Source organism: Rheinheimera sp. MMS21-TC3 (assembly GCF_032229285.1).
In the GTDB taxonomy this organism is placed as follows: Bacteria; Pseudomonadota; Gammaproteobacteria; order Enterobacterales; family Alteromonadaceae; genus Alishewanella.
The window spans coordinates 942,476-958,492 of the sequence record NZ_CP135084.1; the positions used below are offsets into that span (position 1 = coordinate 942,476).

21 protein-coding genes are annotated in these 16,017 nt (G+C 52.5%); 13 read left to right on the top strand and 8 right to left on the bottom strand.

Translation table 11 applies throughout. The features are described 5' to 3' along the window. The first annotated feature begins 659 nt into the window (after positions 1-659). From RDV63_RS04745 to RDV63_RS04770, 6 genes are all read left to right on the top strand, one after another. Positions 660-848: a FitA-like ribbon-helix-helix domain-containing protein gene (locus tag RDV63_RS04745; RefSeq protein ID WP_000024442.1), complete on the top strand. Its 189-nt coding sequence runs from the start codon at positions 660-662 to the stop codon at positions 846-848. Positions 849-988: 140 nt separating this feature from the next. Further along, positions 989-1,768, top strand: coding sequence for a P-type conjugative transfer protein TrbJ (gene trbJ, locus RDV63_RS04750; protein ID WP_000836966.1), 780 nt, complete (start codon positions 989-991; stop codon positions 1,766-1,768). Between the two features lie 12 nt (positions 1,769-1,780). Next, positions 1,781-2,017, top strand: a complete 237-nt coding sequence (gene trbK / locus RDV63_RS04755; protein WP_000718002.1) for an entry exclusion lipoprotein TrbK — start codon at positions 1,781-1,783, stop codon at positions 2,015-2,017. A 10-nt stretch (positions 2,018-2,027) separates the two neighbouring features. Continuing rightward, on the top strand, positions 2,028-3,455 hold the full coding sequence (trbL, locus tag RDV63_RS04760; RefSeq protein ID WP_001405816.1) for a P-type conjugative transfer protein TrbL: 1,428 nt from the start codon (positions 2,028-2,030) through the stop codon (positions 3,453-3,455). A 4-nt stretch (positions 3,456-3,459) separates the two neighbouring features. Then, positions 3,460-3,708, top strand: coding sequence for a hypothetical protein (locus tag RDV63_RS04765; protein ID WP_000213809.1), 249 nt, complete (start codon positions 3,460-3,462; stop codon positions 3,706-3,708). Between the two features lie 63 nt (positions 3,709-3,771). Beyond that, complete coding sequence (locus RDV63_RS04770; RefSeq protein WP_000211355.1) at positions 3,772-3,996, top strand: type I toxin-antitoxin system ptaRNA1 family toxin; 225 nt, start codon at positions 3,772-3,774, stop codon at positions 3,994-3,996. A 36-nt stretch (positions 3,997-4,032) separates the two neighbouring features. Here the strand turns inward: RDV63_RS04770 and RDV63_RS04775 are convergent, their stop codons facing one another. The 5 genes from RDV63_RS04775 to RDV63_RS04795 all read right to left on the bottom strand — a co-directional run bounded on the left by RDV63_RS04775 (position 4,033) and on the right by RDV63_RS04795 (position 7,014). After that, the gene (locus RDV63_RS04775) at positions 4,033-4,236 is read right to left on the bottom strand and encodes a hypothetical protein (protein WP_000131871.1); all 204 of its coding nucleotides are present in this window, start codon (positions 4,234-4,236) and stop codon (positions 4,033-4,035) included. A gap of 114 nt (positions 4,237-4,350) precedes the next feature. Then, a complete protein-coding gene (arsB, locus tag RDV63_RS04780) occupies positions 4,351-5,418 on the bottom strand; it encodes an ACR3 family arsenite efflux transporter (protein ID WP_001272375.1) in 1,068 nt (355 codons plus the stop codon). Beyond that, complete coding sequence (locus RDV63_RS04785; RefSeq protein ID WP_000140066.1) at positions 5,415-5,921, bottom strand: arsenate reductase ArsC; 507 nt, start codon at positions 5,919-5,921, stop codon at positions 5,415-5,417. Before RDV63_RS04785 ends, arsB begins: the two co-directional genes overlap by 4 nt. Then, on the bottom strand, positions 5,918-6,685 hold the full coding sequence (gene arsH / locus RDV63_RS04790; RefSeq protein ID WP_001239389.1) for an arsenical resistance protein ArsH: 768 nt from the start codon (positions 6,683-6,685) through the stop codon (positions 5,918-5,920). The genes RDV63_RS04785 and arsH overlap by 4 nt, the downstream gene beginning before the upstream one ends. After that, positions 6,682-7,014, bottom strand: a complete 333-nt coding sequence (locus RDV63_RS04795) for an ArsR/SmtB family transcription factor (RefSeq protein ID WP_000447876.1) — start codon at positions 7,012-7,014, stop codon at positions 6,682-6,684. The genes arsH and RDV63_RS04795 overlap by 4 nt, the downstream gene beginning before the upstream one ends. Positions 7,015-7,161: 147 nt before the next feature. Between RDV63_RS04795 and RDV63_RS04800 the strand changes: the two genes are divergently transcribed. The 4 genes from RDV63_RS04800 to RDV63_RS04815 all read left to right on the top strand — a co-directional run bounded on the left by RDV63_RS04800 (position 7,162) and on the right by RDV63_RS04815 (position 10,477). Further along, positions 7,162-7,899, top strand: coding sequence for a recombinase family protein (locus tag RDV63_RS04800; RefSeq protein ID WP_001366550.1), 738 nt, complete (start codon positions 7,162-7,164; stop codon positions 7,897-7,899). Then, the gene (locus RDV63_RS04805; RefSeq protein ID WP_000743213.1) at positions 7,896-8,120 is read left to right on the top strand and encodes a hypothetical protein; all 225 of its coding nucleotides are present in this window, start codon (positions 7,896-7,898) and stop codon (positions 8,118-8,120) included. The genes RDV63_RS04800 and RDV63_RS04805 overlap by 4 nt, the downstream gene beginning before the upstream one ends. 210 nt (positions 8,121-8,330) lie before the next feature. Next, entirely contained in the window at positions 8,331-9,824 is a 1,494-nt protein-coding gene (locus RDV63_RS04810) for an IS91-like element ISVsa3 family transposase (protein ID WP_015344975.1), read from the top strand. 263 nt (positions 9,825-10,087) lie between these two features. Further along, positions 10,088-10,477: a PhzF family phenazine biosynthesis protein gene (locus RDV63_RS04815; protein ID WP_021461771.1), complete on the top strand. Its 390-nt coding sequence runs from the start codon at positions 10,088-10,090 to the stop codon at positions 10,475-10,477. A gap of 126 nt (positions 10,478-10,603) precedes the next feature. Here RDV63_RS04815 and tetR read toward each other — a convergent pair whose 3' ends face one another. Further along, positions 10,604-11,233, bottom strand: coding sequence for a tetracycline resistance transcriptional repressor TetR (tetR, locus tag RDV63_RS04820; RefSeq protein WP_021461772.1), 630 nt, complete (start codon positions 11,231-11,233; stop codon positions 10,604-10,606). 92 nt (positions 11,234-11,325) lie between these two features. Here tetR and tet(31) point away from each other — a divergent pair, with 92 nt between their 5' ends. After that, complete coding sequence (gene tet(31) / locus RDV63_RS04825; RefSeq protein WP_031204920.1) at positions 11,326-12,537, top strand: tetracycline efflux MFS transporter Tet(31); 1,212 nt, start codon at positions 11,326-11,328, stop codon at positions 12,535-12,537. 127 nt (positions 12,538-12,664) lie between these two features. On the opposite strand, the gene RDV63_RS04830 is transcribed toward tet(31), so the two are convergent. Continuing rightward, positions 12,665-12,946 (bottom strand): phosphoglucosamine mutase, encoded by a 282-nt coding sequence (locus RDV63_RS04830; protein WP_021461774.1) that lies wholly within the window; start codon positions 12,944-12,946, stop codon positions 12,665-12,667. An 86-nt stretch (positions 12,947-13,032) separates the two neighbouring features. Next, the gene (gene sul2 / locus RDV63_RS04835) at positions 13,033-13,848 is read right to left on the bottom strand and encodes a sulfonamide-resistant dihydropteroate synthase Sul2 (protein ID WP_001043260.1); all 816 of its coding nucleotides are present in this window, start codon (positions 13,846-13,848) and stop codon (positions 13,033-13,035) included. 581 nt (positions 13,849-14,429) lie between these two features. Between sul2 and RDV63_RS04840 the strand changes: the two genes are divergently transcribed. Together RDV63_RS04840 and RDV63_RS04845 are read left to right on the top strand one after the other, a co-directional pair. After that, positions 14,430-15,764, top strand: a complete 1,335-nt coding sequence (locus tag RDV63_RS04840; protein WP_313908376.1) for a sigma-54 dependent transcriptional regulator — start codon at positions 14,430-14,432, stop codon at positions 15,762-15,764. Between the two features lie 29 nt (positions 15,765-15,793). Beyond that, complete coding sequence (locus tag RDV63_RS04845; RefSeq protein ID WP_313908377.1) at positions 15,794-16,000, top strand: histidine kinase dimerization/phospho-acceptor domain-containing protein; 207 nt, start codon at positions 15,794-15,796, stop codon at positions 15,998-16,000. The last annotated feature ends 17 nt before the right edge of the window (positions 16,001-16,017 follow it).

A 16,017-nucleotide genomic window follows, 5' to 3' on the forward strand; every position in this document is an offset into this window, starting at 1 on the left:
CGTGAAATGGCTAAGCAGTGCCCATTCGTTCGGTAAGAATAATAAGAAGATTATTATTCTTATTATTACCAAGCAGGAATGAGCCGTGTGTGTTGGACGCCCATAACCAGTAACCTGCGTGAAGGTGTCAACATCAGGAAAGGTTGCCCCTCAAGTATCAATACGTCGCCTTAGTGGTATGACGGGAGGGGAGGCAAATTTCTTGTGTTCATTGACACTTGAGGGGCGGGTTATGCCCTTCTTTTTTGGCGTCCAACTCGCCCCATCGGGGCGAATGGTTTGTGTCGATTGTTGGCATTTTAGGTTCCGATTTAAAGCCGATTGAGCAGCGATTTTGAAGCGACTATGTCGATTGCAGGCCGATTTGGTGACGATTACGGTTATGTTGCCAAGAATCGGTGTTTGTTTGACGATAAAACGCTTTACGTTCGATATGCGCTAGATTTTCAATAGTGGGTGAAATGCGGGCAGGATGGGTGAAGTTAGCTAACCGGCAAGCCGGTTATCTATCTTCACTGTCCCTTATTCGCGCCGGGGGCACTCAACGGGAATCCTGCCCTGCGGGGCTGATCGGCTACCGCCGGTTGCAAGAGTATAGGTCTTGCTATTTTTAATATCTTTGATAGCATGGTTGTCGGGTACACCAAAAGGGTATTGATATGGCAAATGTGCTTATCAGGAATTTACCCGCCGAGGTGCACCGTGCGTTGAAAGTTCGAGCAGCGCTCAACGATAGGAGCACCGACGCGGAAATACGCGAAATACTGACGGCGGCAGTACAGCCGCTAGAGCTTGAAGAGATTGGCCGGGAAGTTGGCTTGTCCGAAAGCGATAAAAAAACAGAGTAGTTTTACGTTTGTAAGTCCGGGCCTCAGCGCCAAGGGCAATACCGATCAGCTAGTGGCGTAGCTCTTCGATGAAACGTTGCCGAGAACAAGCACAACGCTTGGTCAAGGCAATGCCTTCTTTTCATCGACGGAGTACGACCATGAAGTCCAAAATTTTAGCGGCTAAAAAAACCGCTCTAGCCGTTGCACTCGCAACCGGCTTTATCACCACTACCACCGCCCCTGTGCAAGCTGGTATCCCCGTCATCGACGGCGGCAACCTGGCCCAGAACATCATGACGGCCATCGAGTCGGTGGCGCAGACGCTCAAGCAGATTGAGCAGTACCAGACCCAGTTGCAGCAGTACGAAAATCAGCTCCAGAACACGATGGCCCCAGCCGCGTATATCTGGGATCAGGCGCAGACTACGATCAACCGGCTGATTGCCGCGCAAAACACGCTGGCCTATTACGAGAACCAGCTAGGCAGCCTGGATCGTTACCTGGCCAAGTTTCAGGACGTGGCCTATTACCGCAGCTCGCCATGCTTCAACGGCAGCGGCGGATGCACGCCGGCCGAAAAGGCAGCGATGGAAGAGAACCGCCGCCTGGCGTCAGAGTCGCAAAAGAAGGCCAACGATGCCCTGTTCCAGACCGTTGCCGACCAGCAAAAGGCTTTGAAGGATGACGCCCGTACCCTGGAGCGGCTGCAAGGCGCGGCCCAGGGTGCAACTGGCCAGCTACAGGCCATCGGCTACGCCAACCAGCTCGCCAGCCAGCAGGCCAATCAGCTCTTGCAGATTCGCACCATGTTGACCGCCCAACACAACGCGGAGGCAGCCCGGATTGCAGCAGAACTCGATGCCGAGGCGCGAGGTGATGCCAGGGCCGAGCAAATGCGTACCTGGACGTTTCGCCCGAGTCCGGCAGACAACTACTAGGGAGGCGGTGAGATGAAAAAAATCTTTTTTACTACCGCGGCTACGTTGCTGTTGTTGGCTGGATGTGAACAGGAAAGGATGCCCGAACCAAATGCGGCGACGTGTGCCCCCGATGCGTTCCAGGCAGCACTGAATGAAATGCGCAGCGAAGCGAACCGAGAGGCCTTTACCGAGGAATGCAGAGCATTCCAGAAGGCCAAGCAGATGCGTCAGTGGGAGTTCAAGCCCAGCCCTAAAGATGATTATTGAGGTGGTCGCCATGAGAAAGAAAATTGCTCTAGGTGGCTTGATGATGGTCGCCACAATGGTGCTGGCTGAACCTGCAATGGCGCAGGAGCTAAGTAGCAGCGGTGTTATGAATGATGTGCTCAAGCGTTTTCATGATGCTGCCGCAACATGGGGGCCAGCTATTGAGTCCGCTGCATCGCGTTTGTTCTGGACGCTGGTTGTGATTTCGATGGTCTGGACATTCGGCATGATGGCTTTGCGCAAGGCCGACATTGGCGAGTTCTTCGCGGAGTTCGTTCGCTTCACGATCTTCACCGGCTTTTTCTGGTGGTTGCTGACGAATGCGAACCAGGGCATGAATATCGCCGGTACGATTGTTCAGTCATTGCAAACTCTGGGCGCGCAGGCGGGGGGACTTTCCAATAGCAATCTTGGGCCCTCCAGCATCCTTGATCTTGGTTTCGAGTTATACAACCGCACAGTACAGGCCACCTCGGAGCTGGGATGGCGGCAGATGGCAACTGCTCTGGTCATGGAGCTAATGGCCCTGGCTGTTTTGTTTGTCCTGGCGTTGATTGCGGTCAACCTGTTGCTGTTGCTCGCATCAGCCTGGATTCTGTTGTATGCCGGTGTGTTCTTCCTTGGCTTTGGTGGAAGTCGTTGGACTTCCGACATGGCGATCAATTACTACAAGACCGTGCTGGGCCTGGCCGCACAGCTTATGGCAATGGTGCTTCTGGTTGCGATTGGCAAAGAGTTCATCAATCACTACTACACGCAAATCAGCGAGAACATGGCATCCCAGGAACTGGCCGTGATGTTGGTTATATCGGTCATCTTGCTTTTCTTGGTCAACAAAGTTCCGCCGATGATTTCTGGTCTTGTGTCTGGTGGTGGTATTGGCGCAGCCGGTGGAATTGGAAACTTCGGTGCGGGTGCGGCAGTTGGGGCGGCGGTGACGGCGGCCAGTATGGCAACTGGCGGCGCTGCCCTGGCAGGTAAAGCGGTTATGGGTGCCGCAGCCGGTGCAGCCGGAGGTGCAAGTGCACTCCAAGCGGCTTTTCAGAAAGCATCAGCGAGTATGGAAACCGGCGGTGACATGTCCAGCATGGGGTCAGTTGTCAGCAGTGGCGGAAACGGTGGTGGTGAAGCGGGTACTGCTGGCAGTAGCCCATTCGCCCAAGCGGCTGGCTTTGGTGACAGCGGCAGTAGCTCAAGCGGTGGCGGCTTTGCCAAGGCCGCGAAGCTGGCCACAGGCACGGCCTCCGAGTTAGCCAAGGGTGTCGGCTCTCAAGTGAAGCAGGGATTCCAGGAGCGAGTGAGCGAAACCACAGGCGGAAAACTGGCTGCTTCGATACGCGAAAGCATGGAGCCGAAAGAAGCAAGCCAATCTGGCCAGTTCGAGGGCAATAGCTTGGGCGCCGATTCTGGCCCAGATAGTAACGAAGTCAGGAGTTAGCACGATGACGACATCAACATACATGGCCGCATTGGCGGCCCTGGATGAAGCGCCAAGGGAAGAAGTCAGCCAGGTATTTATTTCGCCGCTGGGTGATCAATCGACCGAGGTCGATGCAGAGACAGAAACAGCCGCTTTTGTATCACGGCCAGACCCTATGAGAGAGAGCGAAACTAAGCCGATAAGTATTGAGGTTAATGGCGGCAGGAATGAGCGGTCAGCATTCGCGGAGGCGGCGGGGCTGTACCTGTAGGCGCACCGGGCTGGCCACAACCAGCCCGGCACTTTCAATCAACACCTACTGGAGAGGTGAATTATGACAACACAACATATTATCGAACCAGGGCAAGCAGTGCATCAAGCAGCGGCTATTCTTTCTTCTTTGGAGTACATCAACCAAGCGGAAGCGCGGAGCCTTGGGCCATTGGCCGAAGCCGTCGCTAATGCTTTTATGGTGGTGTACTACCAAGCTGAAACGGGCCGGGCGACACAGGCTGATTTTCAAGAAGCAATGAACGCCTTGCGCCAAGCGTGCAGCTAATGACGAAAGGGCGGCCACTCGAACTGGCCGCCTTTTTCAATCTTCACTGTTTGGCCATTCCCGACCCACAGACGGCGCATCCATCCATTCGCGTTCCTCCGGCGGCAGCGGGTAAGCCCCGGATGCTTCCGCGTCGGCCAGTAGTTCGGCCAGTGTGTAGCGCACCCGACCAGTGGAAACGGCGCGGGCCGGGTCGGCCTTCTCATGCAGCCTGTTCTCTAGGTTCTTTGGGTCTGTCATCGGGCGACCTCAGCAAGCATGGATACTAGGTGTTCCAGGTCAGTGATCGAATGCGCCAGGAAGCGGCCGGCGCGGCAATCTGCAATCATTTCCTCAGTTTTTTCCTACTCATGTTCAACCTCGTTCGTACCAGCTCTTCGAGCGATTCACCACGCGCACGACCAGCAGCATCACCGGCACTTCGACCAGGACGCCGACCACGGTTGCCAATGCAGCGCCGGAGTGCAGACCGAACAAGCTGATGGCGGCCGCCACGGCCAGCTCGAAGAAGTTGCTGGCACCGATCAGGGCCGAAGGACAGGCGACAGAGTGCTTTTCCCCCGCCCGCTTGTTCAGCCAGTAGGCTAACCCGGAATTGAAGAACACTTGAATCAAGATCGGCACGGCTAGCATGGCGATCACTAACGGCTGCCGGATGATGGCCTCGCCCTGGAAGGCGAACAGTAGAACCAACGTCAGCAGCAGCGCGGCCATCGACCACGGCCCGATCTTCTGCATGGCCCGTTCAAAGGCGGCCTGTCCTTGCTTGAGCAGATGCCGCCGCAAGAGCTGCGCCAGGATCACCGGCACGATGATGTAGAGCACGACCGAAATCAGCAGCGTGTCCCAAGGCACCGAGATCGAGGACATGCCCAGCAGCAGGCCGACGATGGGCGCGAAGGCCACGATCATGATGGCGTCGTTCAGAGCCACTTGCGAGAGCGTGAAAAGCGGGTCGCCGTTGGTAAGGCGGCTCCACACGAACACCATTGCCGTGCAGGGCGCGGCGGCCAGCAAGATCAAGCCCGCGATGTAGCTGTCCAGTTGATCGGCCGGCAGGAACGGAGCGAACACTTGTCGGATGAACAGCCACCCCAGCAGGGCCATCGAGAATGGCTTGACGGCCCAATTCACGAACAGCGTGACGCCGATGCCGCGCCAATGCTCTTTGACCTGGTGCAGCGCCCCGAAGTCGATCTTGACCAGCATCGGGACGATCATTACCCAAATCAGCAGGCCCACCGGCAAATTGACCTGGGCCACTTCCATGCGGCCTATGGCCTGGAACACGTCAGGAAGGCCCTGGCCGAGCGCAACACCGGCGACGATGCACAGGGCCACCCACAGCGTCAGGTAACGCTCGAAGCCGCTCATCGGGGCCTGGCGCGGCTTCGCGGCGATGGCCTGTGCGCCGGCGCTCATGCTTCCTGCTCGGTCTTGCCGATGTTCGCCAGCTCGCGCTTGATGGCCGTCTGGTCAAGCATTTTGAGAGGCAGATTCACGAACAGGCGGACGCGGTTCATCATGTGCCGGAAGGTTTGTTCGAAGGCCCGGCGCTTCTCGGCGTCAGTGCCTTCGACGGCGGCCGGGTCTTCAAATCCCCAATGCGCCGAGATCGGCTGACCAGGCCACACCGGACACATTTCGCCGGCGGCGTTGTCGCAGACGGTGATGATGAAGTCCATCTTCGGTGCGTCGGGCGTGGCGTACTCGTCCCAGCTCTTGCTGCGCAGATTCTCGGTCGGGTAATTCACCGACTCCACCTTTTCGACGGCGAAGGGATTGACCTTGCCGGTTGGGTGACTGCCGGCGCTGTAGGCGCGGAAGCGCCCTTGCCCCATCGTGTTGATGAGAGCTTCGGCCATGATGCTGCGCGCCGAATTGCCGGTGCAGAGGATGAGGACGTTATAGATTCTTTCGGTCATGATGTTTCGCTTTCTGGTAGTGGCTGGGGAGCAATGGCGATGGATGAAAGATCGGTGGCCTCGTCGATGACGTGGCCGGCCGCTTTCCGTTCGGAATAGCGGTCTGTCAGTGCTTCACGGTGCGGCCGTACCAGCGCCGTGAAGCGCACCAGTTCTTCCATCACATCGGCTATTCGGTCGTAGTACGGCGAGGGCTTCATGCGGCCCGCCGCGTCGAACTCTTGGAACGCTTTGGCGATACTCGACTGGTTCGGAATGGTGAACATTCGCATCCAGCGGCCGAGCAGACGCAAGGTGTTCACGGCGTTGAAGCTCTGCGAGCCGCCGGATACCTGCATCACGGCCAGGGTGCGGCCTTGGGTCGGCCGGATGCCGGCCATTTCAAGCGGCAGATGGTCAATCTGCGCCTTCATGACACTGGTAATCTGACCGTGGCGTTCCGGGCTGCACCAGACTTGTCCCTCTGACCACTCGGACAGGGCGCGCAGCTCCTTGACGGCCGGGTGATCGTCGCTTTGCACTTGATCGGGCAACGGCAAATCGGACGGGTCGAAGATGCGTGTTTCTGCGCCAAAGAATTGCAGCAGCCGGGCCGCTTCCTCGACGGCCAGCCGTGAGAACGAGCGGGCGCGCAGCGAGCCATACAGCAGCAGGATACGCACCGGCGGGGCGTCGGGTGCCAGCCCGAGCGCCGGGCGCTCGATGGCAAAGGATTTGTCCAAAGCGGGCAAAGAATCGGGGTCGGAAAGATGGCGAAGTCTCATGCCAACACCTTCCCGGCTTCCGTGGTGCAAGACAGGTTGCACACCTGGCCGCCGCAGCAGTTTTCCGTGAGAAAGGCCACCAGGTTAGTGGCCGTCGAAAAGTTCGCCTCGTAGATCACAAATCGGCCTTCTTGCCGCGACGTGACCATGCCGGCGTGTGCCAGCTCTTTCAGGTGGAAGGATAGCGAAGACGGCGGGATGCCGGCCGCTTCGCTGATTTTTCCGGCGGCCATGCCGGCGGGGCCGGCCTGGACGAGAAGCCGGAACACCGCGAGGCGCGATTCTTGAGCGATGGCCGCCAGGGCGGCTACAGCATTTATCGTTTCCATGTTTCAATAATAGTCGAAATATGGAGTGTGCTCAATAGCTCATTTAAGCTGTAAAAATGAGCTAGGCGCATTTAGATCGATATGTGATAAATTGGCCTGCCAGTTTAAGATGGGTGCATTTGAGTATGCCCAAAGGAGCCCGCAAGTATGCGCAGGACGAAGCCAGTAGCCGCGCCGATGGTGGCGCGGGTCTATCTGCGCGTCAGCACCGACGCGCAGGACTTGGAACGCCAAGAGGCGATCACTACGGCCGCGAAGGCCGCCGGCTACTACGTCGCCGGCATCTACCGTGAGAAGGCATCCGGCGCACGCGCCGACCGGCCTGAGCTGCTGCGCATGATCGGCGACCTACAGCCCGGCGAGGTGGTCATTGCCGAGAAGATCGACCGCATCAGCCGCCTACCTTTGCCCGAGGCCGAGCGCCTGGTGGCCTCGATACAGGCCAAAGGCGCACGCCTGGCCGTCCCTGGCGTGGTCGATCTATCCGACCTGGCGGCCGAGGCCCAGGGCGTCGCCAAGATCGTGCTGGAAGCCGTGCAGATCATGCTTTTTCGCCTGGCCTTGCAGATGGCCCGCGACGACTACGAGGACAGGCGCGAACGCCAGCGCCAAGGCATTGAGTTGGCCCGCCAGGCCGGGCGGTACAAGGGCCGCCGTGCTGATCCGAAGCGCCGCGCCCAAGTTGTCGCGCTGCGCAAGTCCGGCTACAGCATCAACAAGACCGCCGAGCTGGCCGGGTACAGTGCGGCCCAGGTGAAACGGATATGGGCCGAGGTCAGCCAGGCCGAAGCGAAGCAGCACGGCGCGTTCGTGGAGGACGCATTGACGGAAGCCGATGCCCTGGCCGCTGTCGGCCAGGATGAGCGCCAGGAGGAAAGGGCATGAAGAAGCCGAACCAAGACGACGAGCCGTTTTTCATCACCGAGGAGATTGCGGCCGAAATGATCGCCGGCGGCTATGAGTTCGAGCTGCCGCCCATTCCTTGCACCATCCGCCTACGCGACGTGCTGGAGCGCATGACCGATGCTGAGCTAGCATTGCAGCCGGGCGAGATCGCCGACCAGGAGCGTGAACGCTGCCGGCGCAAGCCGTGTTCAACCTCATGATCTGGTCATGGTATTTTTCATGGTATTACCAATTAGCAGGAAAATAAGCCATTGAATATAAAAGATAAAAATGTCTTGTTTACAATAGAGTGGGAGTGACGGGCACTGGCTGGCAATGTCTAGCAACGGCAGGCATTTCGGCTGAGGGTAAAAGAACTTTCCGCTAAGCGATAGACTGTATGTAAACACAGTATTGCAAGGACGCGGAACATGCCTCATGTGGCGGCCAGGACGGCCAGCCGGGATCGGGATACTGGTCGTTACCAGAGCCACCGACCCGAGCAAACCCTTCTCTATCAGATCGTTGACGAGTATTACCCGGCATTCGCTGCGCTTATGGCAGAGCAGGGAAAGGAATTGCCGGGCTATGTGCAACGGGAATTTGAAGAATTTCTCCAATGCGGGCGGCTGGAGCATGGCTTTCTACGGGTTCGCTGCGAGTCTTGCCACGCCGAGCACCTGGTCGCTTTCAGCTGTAAGCGTCGCGGTTTCTGCCCGAGCTGTGGGGCGCGGCGGATGGCCGAAAGTGCCGCCTTGCTGGTTGATGAAGTACTGCCTGAACAACCCATGCGTCAGTGGGTGTTGAGTTTCCCGTTTCAGCTGCGTTTCCTGTTTGCCAGCCGGCCCGAGATCATGGGGTGGGTGCTGGGCATCGTTTACCGCGTCATTGCCACGCACCTGGTCAAGAAAGCGGGCCATACCCACCAAGTGGCCAAGACGGGCGCGGTCACCCTGATCCAGCGTTTTGGATCGGCGCTCAATCTGAATGTTCACTTCCACATGCTGTTTCTCGACGGTGTGTATGTCGAGCAATCCCACGGCTCAGCGCGTTTCCGCTGGGTCAAGGCGCCGACCAGCCCAGAGCTCACCCAGCTGACGCACACCATCGCCCACCGGGTGGGTCGCTATCTGGAACGGCAAGGCCTGCTGGAACGGGATGTCGAAAACAGCTATCTGGCCTCGGATGCGGTGGATGACGACCCGATGACACCCCTGCTGGGGCACTCGATCACTTACCGTATCGCTGTCGGTTCACAGGCGGGGCGAAAGGTGTTCACTTTGCAAACTCTGCCGACCAGTGGTGATCCGTTCGGTGACGGGATTGGCAAGGTAGCCGGGTTCAGCCTGCACGCCGGCGTGGCGGCCAGGGCCGATGAACGCAAGAAGCTCGAACGGCTGTGCCGGTACATCAGCCGCCCGGCGGTATCCGAGAAGCGGCTGTCGTTAACACGAGGCGGCAACGTGCGCTACCAGCTCAAGACGCCGTACCGGGACGGCACCACGCACGTCATTTTCGAACCATTGGATTTCATTGCAAGGCTGGCCGCCCTGGTACCGAAGCCCAGAGTCAACCTAACCCGCTTCCACGGGGTGTTCGCACCCAACAGTCGGCACCGGGCGTTGGTCACGCCGGCAAAACGGGGCAGGGGCAACAAGGTCAGGGTGGCTGATGAACCGGCAACACCAGCACAACGGCGAGCGTCGATGACATGGGCGCAACGGCTCAAGCGTGTTTTCAATATCGACATCGAGACCTGCAGCGGCTGCGGCGGCGCCATGAAAGTCATCGCCTGCATTGAAGACCCTATAGTGATCAAGCAGATCCTTGATCACCTGAAGCACAAAGCCGAAACCAGCGGGACCAGGGCGTTACCCGAAAGCCGGGCGCCACCGGCTGAGCTGCTCCTGGGTCTGTTTGACTGACGAGCCTGAAGGCCAACGATACCAATCAAAATGCTGCGTTCACAGCGCCGCGGCAGGGATCCGCCGTGCTGGTTGTCGGAAAAGGAGCCGCTAGTGGGAAAGAGGAGGGTAAATTTTCAGCGTTGCTGGCTCCCCGTCAGCCGGATTGGGTTGCATCGCAGGGGTGTCGAAAGAGTCAACTGCGGTCCAAAGCTGTTGGACTTGGGTGAAAAGGGCGTTTATTCTTCCTATACGTAATTGTTTCCACAGGATTAAGAGATATTTTGATTCCGATTCAAAGTGAAACAATGCTCCACCAATTGCAACCTCACTTTGAAGAGATTAAAGCTGTTAGCGAGCGATATAACACTATCGGCTTTCATCTCTATACTTTTAACAATGATCGTATCATCTGTAGAAACTTCGCACCGAGATACGATATTAATGAAGAAGCTGCTACCGGCACATCTAACTGCGCCCTAGCTTGCTATCTACATGCGAAACACAATATTCAAAAACCTCTCTATCAATTTGAACAAGGCTATTCGCTCAACTCTCCCTCTGAGATCAGTGTTAAATTAGTCACCACCGCCCAAAATGATATTGAACAAGTCTTTGTAGGCGGAAATGGCTATTACACTGAAACGAAAGAACTTAATCTTCTCAAAGACTAAAGAACTCTAAGAGCGCGTATTTAGAACCTTTTCCATTTTCGCATCTAACCAAAACATCTCTAGTAGATGATAAATTGAGAACCTCCTTTTATCCCAAAGCAGGTTCTCTGTTATTTTCTAGCAATTTTACTCCTGATTCCCCTTCTTCTGTTTTTGCTTCGCTTCTAAGCCTAAAATAATCACTTCTAAACCAAACAGAAAAGGTTTCTCCCCCGTATCTTGCTCCATAATCTCTAAAGCTTTTGTTAAAAGTGGCGGCATTGCCGCATGAATTGCAGGATCATCATCACGCATCGCTTCTAAGTACTCACGCTCTTCTAAAACAGAGCCAAGCGTAAAATGACTCACAACACCTAATGTATAAAGAGCTTCTTCCAAGCTAAAACCTTGCTCACAGAGAAATGCAAGTTGAGCTTCAACGGTCTCAAACTGCTCCGGCGAGGGTCTTGTTCCTAAATGGATTTTTGCCGCATCTCGGTGACTTAATAACGCCCTACGAAAGCTTTTCGCATTTTCTCGCAGAAAATCCGCCCAGTACTCGCCCTTTTGAGGTTGAAAGTGATCATGATGCCGTAACAAAATTTCTACCGATAAAGCATCTAACAACGCCCGCTTATTTTTGACATGCCAATAGAGGGACGGCTGTTCAATATTCAGCTTTTGCGCCAATTTTCGAGTCGTTAACCCTTCCATCCCTACTTCATCTAAAAGCGCTAAAGCGCTTTCAATTACTCTTTTTTTATCTAATCTTGCCATCATTATTCCTTATTATTTTCTTGACACTCTATCACTGATAGGGTTATATTTCCACACCTTCAAATCTATCAATGATAGGGAAACTTATAATGATGAATCGCTATATCACAATCGCCCTCTTAATTACCTTCCTAGATGCAACAGGAATGGGCTTAATCATGCCTGTATTACCAACACTTTTAGAAGAGTTCTCTGTCAAAGAGTCTATCGCCACTCATTATGGTTTTATCCTCGCAATCTATGCGCTGATGCAAGTTATTTTTGCACCAATATTAGGACAACTCTCGGATAAATTTGGCAGAAAACCGGTCTTGATTCTCTCATTAATAGGCGCTGTTTGTGATTACACCCTACTCTCATTTTCTAGCGCCTTATGGATGCTCTATCTAGGGAGAATGATTGCCGGCATTTCTGCTGCAACAGGAGCCGTAGCAGCATCAATGGTCGCAGATCACACAAAAAAAGCAGAGAGAACTAAATGGTTTGGAAAGTTAGGCGCAGCTTTTGGGGCGGGACTCATTGCCGGACCCGCTATTGGTGGATTTATCGGACAATATTCTGCACATTTCCCCTTTATCATTGCCGCAATTTTAAATGCCATTGCTCTTATCATGGTCATTATCCTCTTCCCTAAAGAGCAATCACGCCCAAAAGAAATCGAGCAAGATCAATCTAAAATTCATGAAAAAACCACCATCAATGCCCCGCTAATTCATATTCTCAAACCCGTTTTGCTACTTCTCATGCTGTTTTTTACAGTACAACTCATCGGACAAATCCCTGCATCAACTTGGGTTCTATTTACTGAGTACCGTTTTGAGTGGAATACCTTTAACATTGGTTTATCCCTTGCAGGGCTAGGGTTAATGCATATTATCTTTCAGGCTTTTGTCGCAGGATATATCGCATCTCGCTGGAAAAATGAAACCGTATTTATTCTCGGATTTATACTAGATGCGAGCGCATTCTTATTACTGGCCTTTATCTCTCAAGTTTGGCTCGTAATTCCTACATTGATCTTATTAGCAGGAGGAGGCATCGCCTTACCGGCATTACAAGGATTAATCTCTATAAAGACAGCAGATGAACATCAAGGAAAGATACAAGGTATCATGGTTAGCCTCACTAATATTACCGGAATAATTGGACCGCCCATTTTTGCATTTTCCTTTGCAAAAACGGTTACAAACTGGGATGGCACACTTTGGCTAATCGGTGCTGTACTCTATAGCATTTTATTAGGTCTCTATTTTCTCTATCAAAAGATACGCGCCTATAAACAACTTAAGTCTCAAACTGCTTAAGAGCTCAAACACTAGAATGAAATAATATCTAAGATAAACCTATAAACCTATAAACCTATAAACCTATAAACCTATAAACCTATAAACCTATAAACCTATAAACCTATAAACCTTCAATAAAAATATATCAATAGACATAAAAAAAACCAATTGATAAGTTATACGTTGTCGGCAGCGGGCCAAAAAGGAATACGTCCATGCCCATCGAGGTGAAACCGGCTGTGAGCGCGGGTTCAAGCATATAGCCCGACAGGCGCGTATCCTTGCCGATCACGACACGATGGCGGTGGTCACCGCGACGAAAGACACGGCCAGCCGCCATGCCGACGCGCAAGGCGGTTTCCGCCGTCATCGCGCCTTCGTTGGCTTTGCCACGAATACCGTCTGTGCCGAAATATTTGCGCACCATAAGGTCGATTATCCTGTCGTCGGGTCGCCCTCAAAGGGGACATGCCTGCTGAACCGCGAATATAGAGAAATATCCCGAATGTGCAGTTAACGAATTCTTGCGGTTTCTTTCAGCGCCGCCAATACCGCCAGCCCGTCGCGCAAGGGGCGCGGCTCGTGTGTGCGGATGAAGTCAGCTCCACCTGCGGCGGCGGCAAGCTCTGCAGCGAGTGTCGCGGCCCCGACATCCCCCGGACCACGGCCTGTGAGCGCGCGCAGAAAGGATTTGCGCGAAACAGACAGAAGCACCGGCAAATCGAAGCGCAGCCGCAATTCATCGAACCGCGCCAGCACCGAGAGCGAGGTTTCGGGAGCAGCCCCCAGAAAAAACCCCATGCCGGGATCAAGGACAAGGCGGTTGCGTTTGATACCGGCACCCGTCAGCGCCGCGATGCGCGCGTCAAAGAACGCCGCAATGTGATCCATGATGTCGCCAGCGGGTGCCTCGCGCCGATCTGCCTGCCCGTCTTGCACCGAATGCATAACGACGAGTTTGGCAGATGATTTCGCCAATTGCGGATAGAACGCAGCGTCTGGAAAACCGCGAATATCATTGAGATAGGCCACACCACGCGACAAGGCATAGGCTTGCGTCGCGGGTTGATAACTGTCGAGCGAGACGGGAATGCCATCTGCCTTGAGCGCGTCCAGCACCGGCGCGATACGCGCGATTTCTGTGTCGGACGAAACAGGCGCGGCGTCGGGATTGCTGGATGCCGGACCGAGGTCGATCACATCTGCCCCCTCGGCCATCAGCTTACGCGCCTGCGCAATGGCTGCGTCTGGCGCCAGATACCGGCCTCCATCGGAGAAACTGTCCGAGGTTATGTTGACGATGCCGAAAATGATGAGCGATTTATTCATGGGGGCTTCTATAATAATAATCGAGCATGAGTATCATACAGATGCTCGGGTCGAAAGGGAATCCCCAGGCGAGTAACCTGTTTGCGGTGATCCATTAGCTGCAGGAGCAGAAGAGCATACATCTGGAAGCAAAGCCAGGAAAGCGGCCTATGGAGCTGTGCGGCAGCGCTCAGTAGGCAATTTTTCAAAATATTGTTAAGCCTTTTCTGAGCATGGTATTTTTCATGGTATTACCAATTAGCAGGAAAATAAGCCATTGAATATAAAAGATAAAAATGTCTTGTTTACAATAGAATGGGAATAAGTATTAAAGGTTAAGAGAAAAGGCGCTACGGCGCCTTTTTTATTTCAGCTATATAGCTTATTATTTTGTTGATTTTATCTAAATTATCTTATTATTTTCCTCTTATTAATAAATACATTGTAATTTTTCTTGTGCTATAAGGTTAATAAAAACTTCTATTTAACTTTTTATTGGCCTAATATCAGTTAGCCAGTCTTTACTATTCACTTTAGGTTCAAGCCTAGTGCCGGATAGTGATATTAACTATAGTGTTTAATTATTTATTGCGAGCTTAACTTTGTTATCAATTTTGCTAGTAGATGATGATCAGGAATTTACCAAAGTAGCCAGCCATATTATGGAGTTTTTAGGCCATACCGTAGATATTGCTCATGACTTAAAGCAAGCCCATGAGTGGCTTGAAAATAATAGTTTTGATCATGTTTTACTGGATTTTATGCTGCCTGATGGTAGCGGTTTACATTTGATGGATAGGCTAAAGCAATTAAGCGTTATGCCAAAAGTGACTTTTATTACAGGGCATCCATCCGTTAAATCTGTAGTTGCAGAATTATGCGGGCCAAAAGTAGATTACTTAATTAAGCCCATCCAGCGTGAAGATTTAGAACGAGTGCTCAGCGGTGCAAAACCTAAGCAGATAGCGTCAGCTATTAAGATGCCACCCATGCACTTTGGCTGCTTAGTAGGTGAGTCAGCGCCTATGCAGCAGCTTTATAGCATGATTGAGCGGGTAGCTAAAACCTCAGCGAATGTGATGCTAATGGGGGAAAGCGGTGTTGGTAAAGAGGTGGTTGCCGCGGCTATTCATAGCGCTAGTGGTCTTAAAGGCCCTTTAGTAGCCACTAACTGTGGTGGTTTATCAAAAGAATTAATTGGTAGTGAATTATTTGGTCATGAAAAAGGCGCTTTTACCGGTGCTATAGCGCAAAAGACTGGGGTGTTTGAGCAAGCAGAAAATGGCACTTTATTTTTAGATGAAGTCACTGAAATGCCAATAGATATGCAACCAACTTTATTGCGAGTGCTAGAAACTAAACAGGTTATTAGGGTTGGTAGCACTAAAGAAACAGCCGTGAATTGTCGCATTGTATCTGCCACTAACCGTTCATTACAGCAAATTGCAGAACAAAATATTTTACGGGAAGATATTTACTTTCGTTTGGCGGTATTTCCAATTGAAATCCCACCTTTACGGCAAAGAACAGCCGACATTAGTTTATTAGCAAAATTGTTTTTATTGCAATTTAATAATGAAAATAATACTAGTTATGTGTTAACGGCGGCACAAATTAAACGCTTAGAAGCATATGACTGGCCGGGTAATGTGCGCGAGTTACGCCATACTATACATAGAGCCGTTATTATGAGCGATACCAAGTCTAGCCACTTAGTGTTACCTGAGGTTTTTGCTTCTCCTTTTTCATTTAATAAAGATAAACAACAAGGTTTAACAGCGGGCAAAACAATTGAAGAAGTAGAAAAAGAATTAATTTATTTGACCTTAAAAAAAGTCGATGGCAATAAAACCTTAGCAGCAGAAATGTTGGGCATTAGCGCTAAAACCTTATATAACCGTTTACATGCTTATGGTGGTTTAGGTGAATTTAGCTAAGCTTGTAATCATTAAAATTAGGAGTTCTTATGACTAAGTCTAGCCAGCAAGATTTAGCTCAAGTTATTCACGATGTTAGAAAGCCGTTAAACCGCATTTCAATGCAAGCAGAATTAATTAAGTTGGTATTAGAGAATGATTTAGCTAAAGATAAAGCGCTGGCGGCTGTCGAGAAAATTATTCAGTCTTGTCAAGATTGTAGTAGCCAGTTACAGCAGATCCTGACAGATAAATAACCTGTTAATTACAAGGA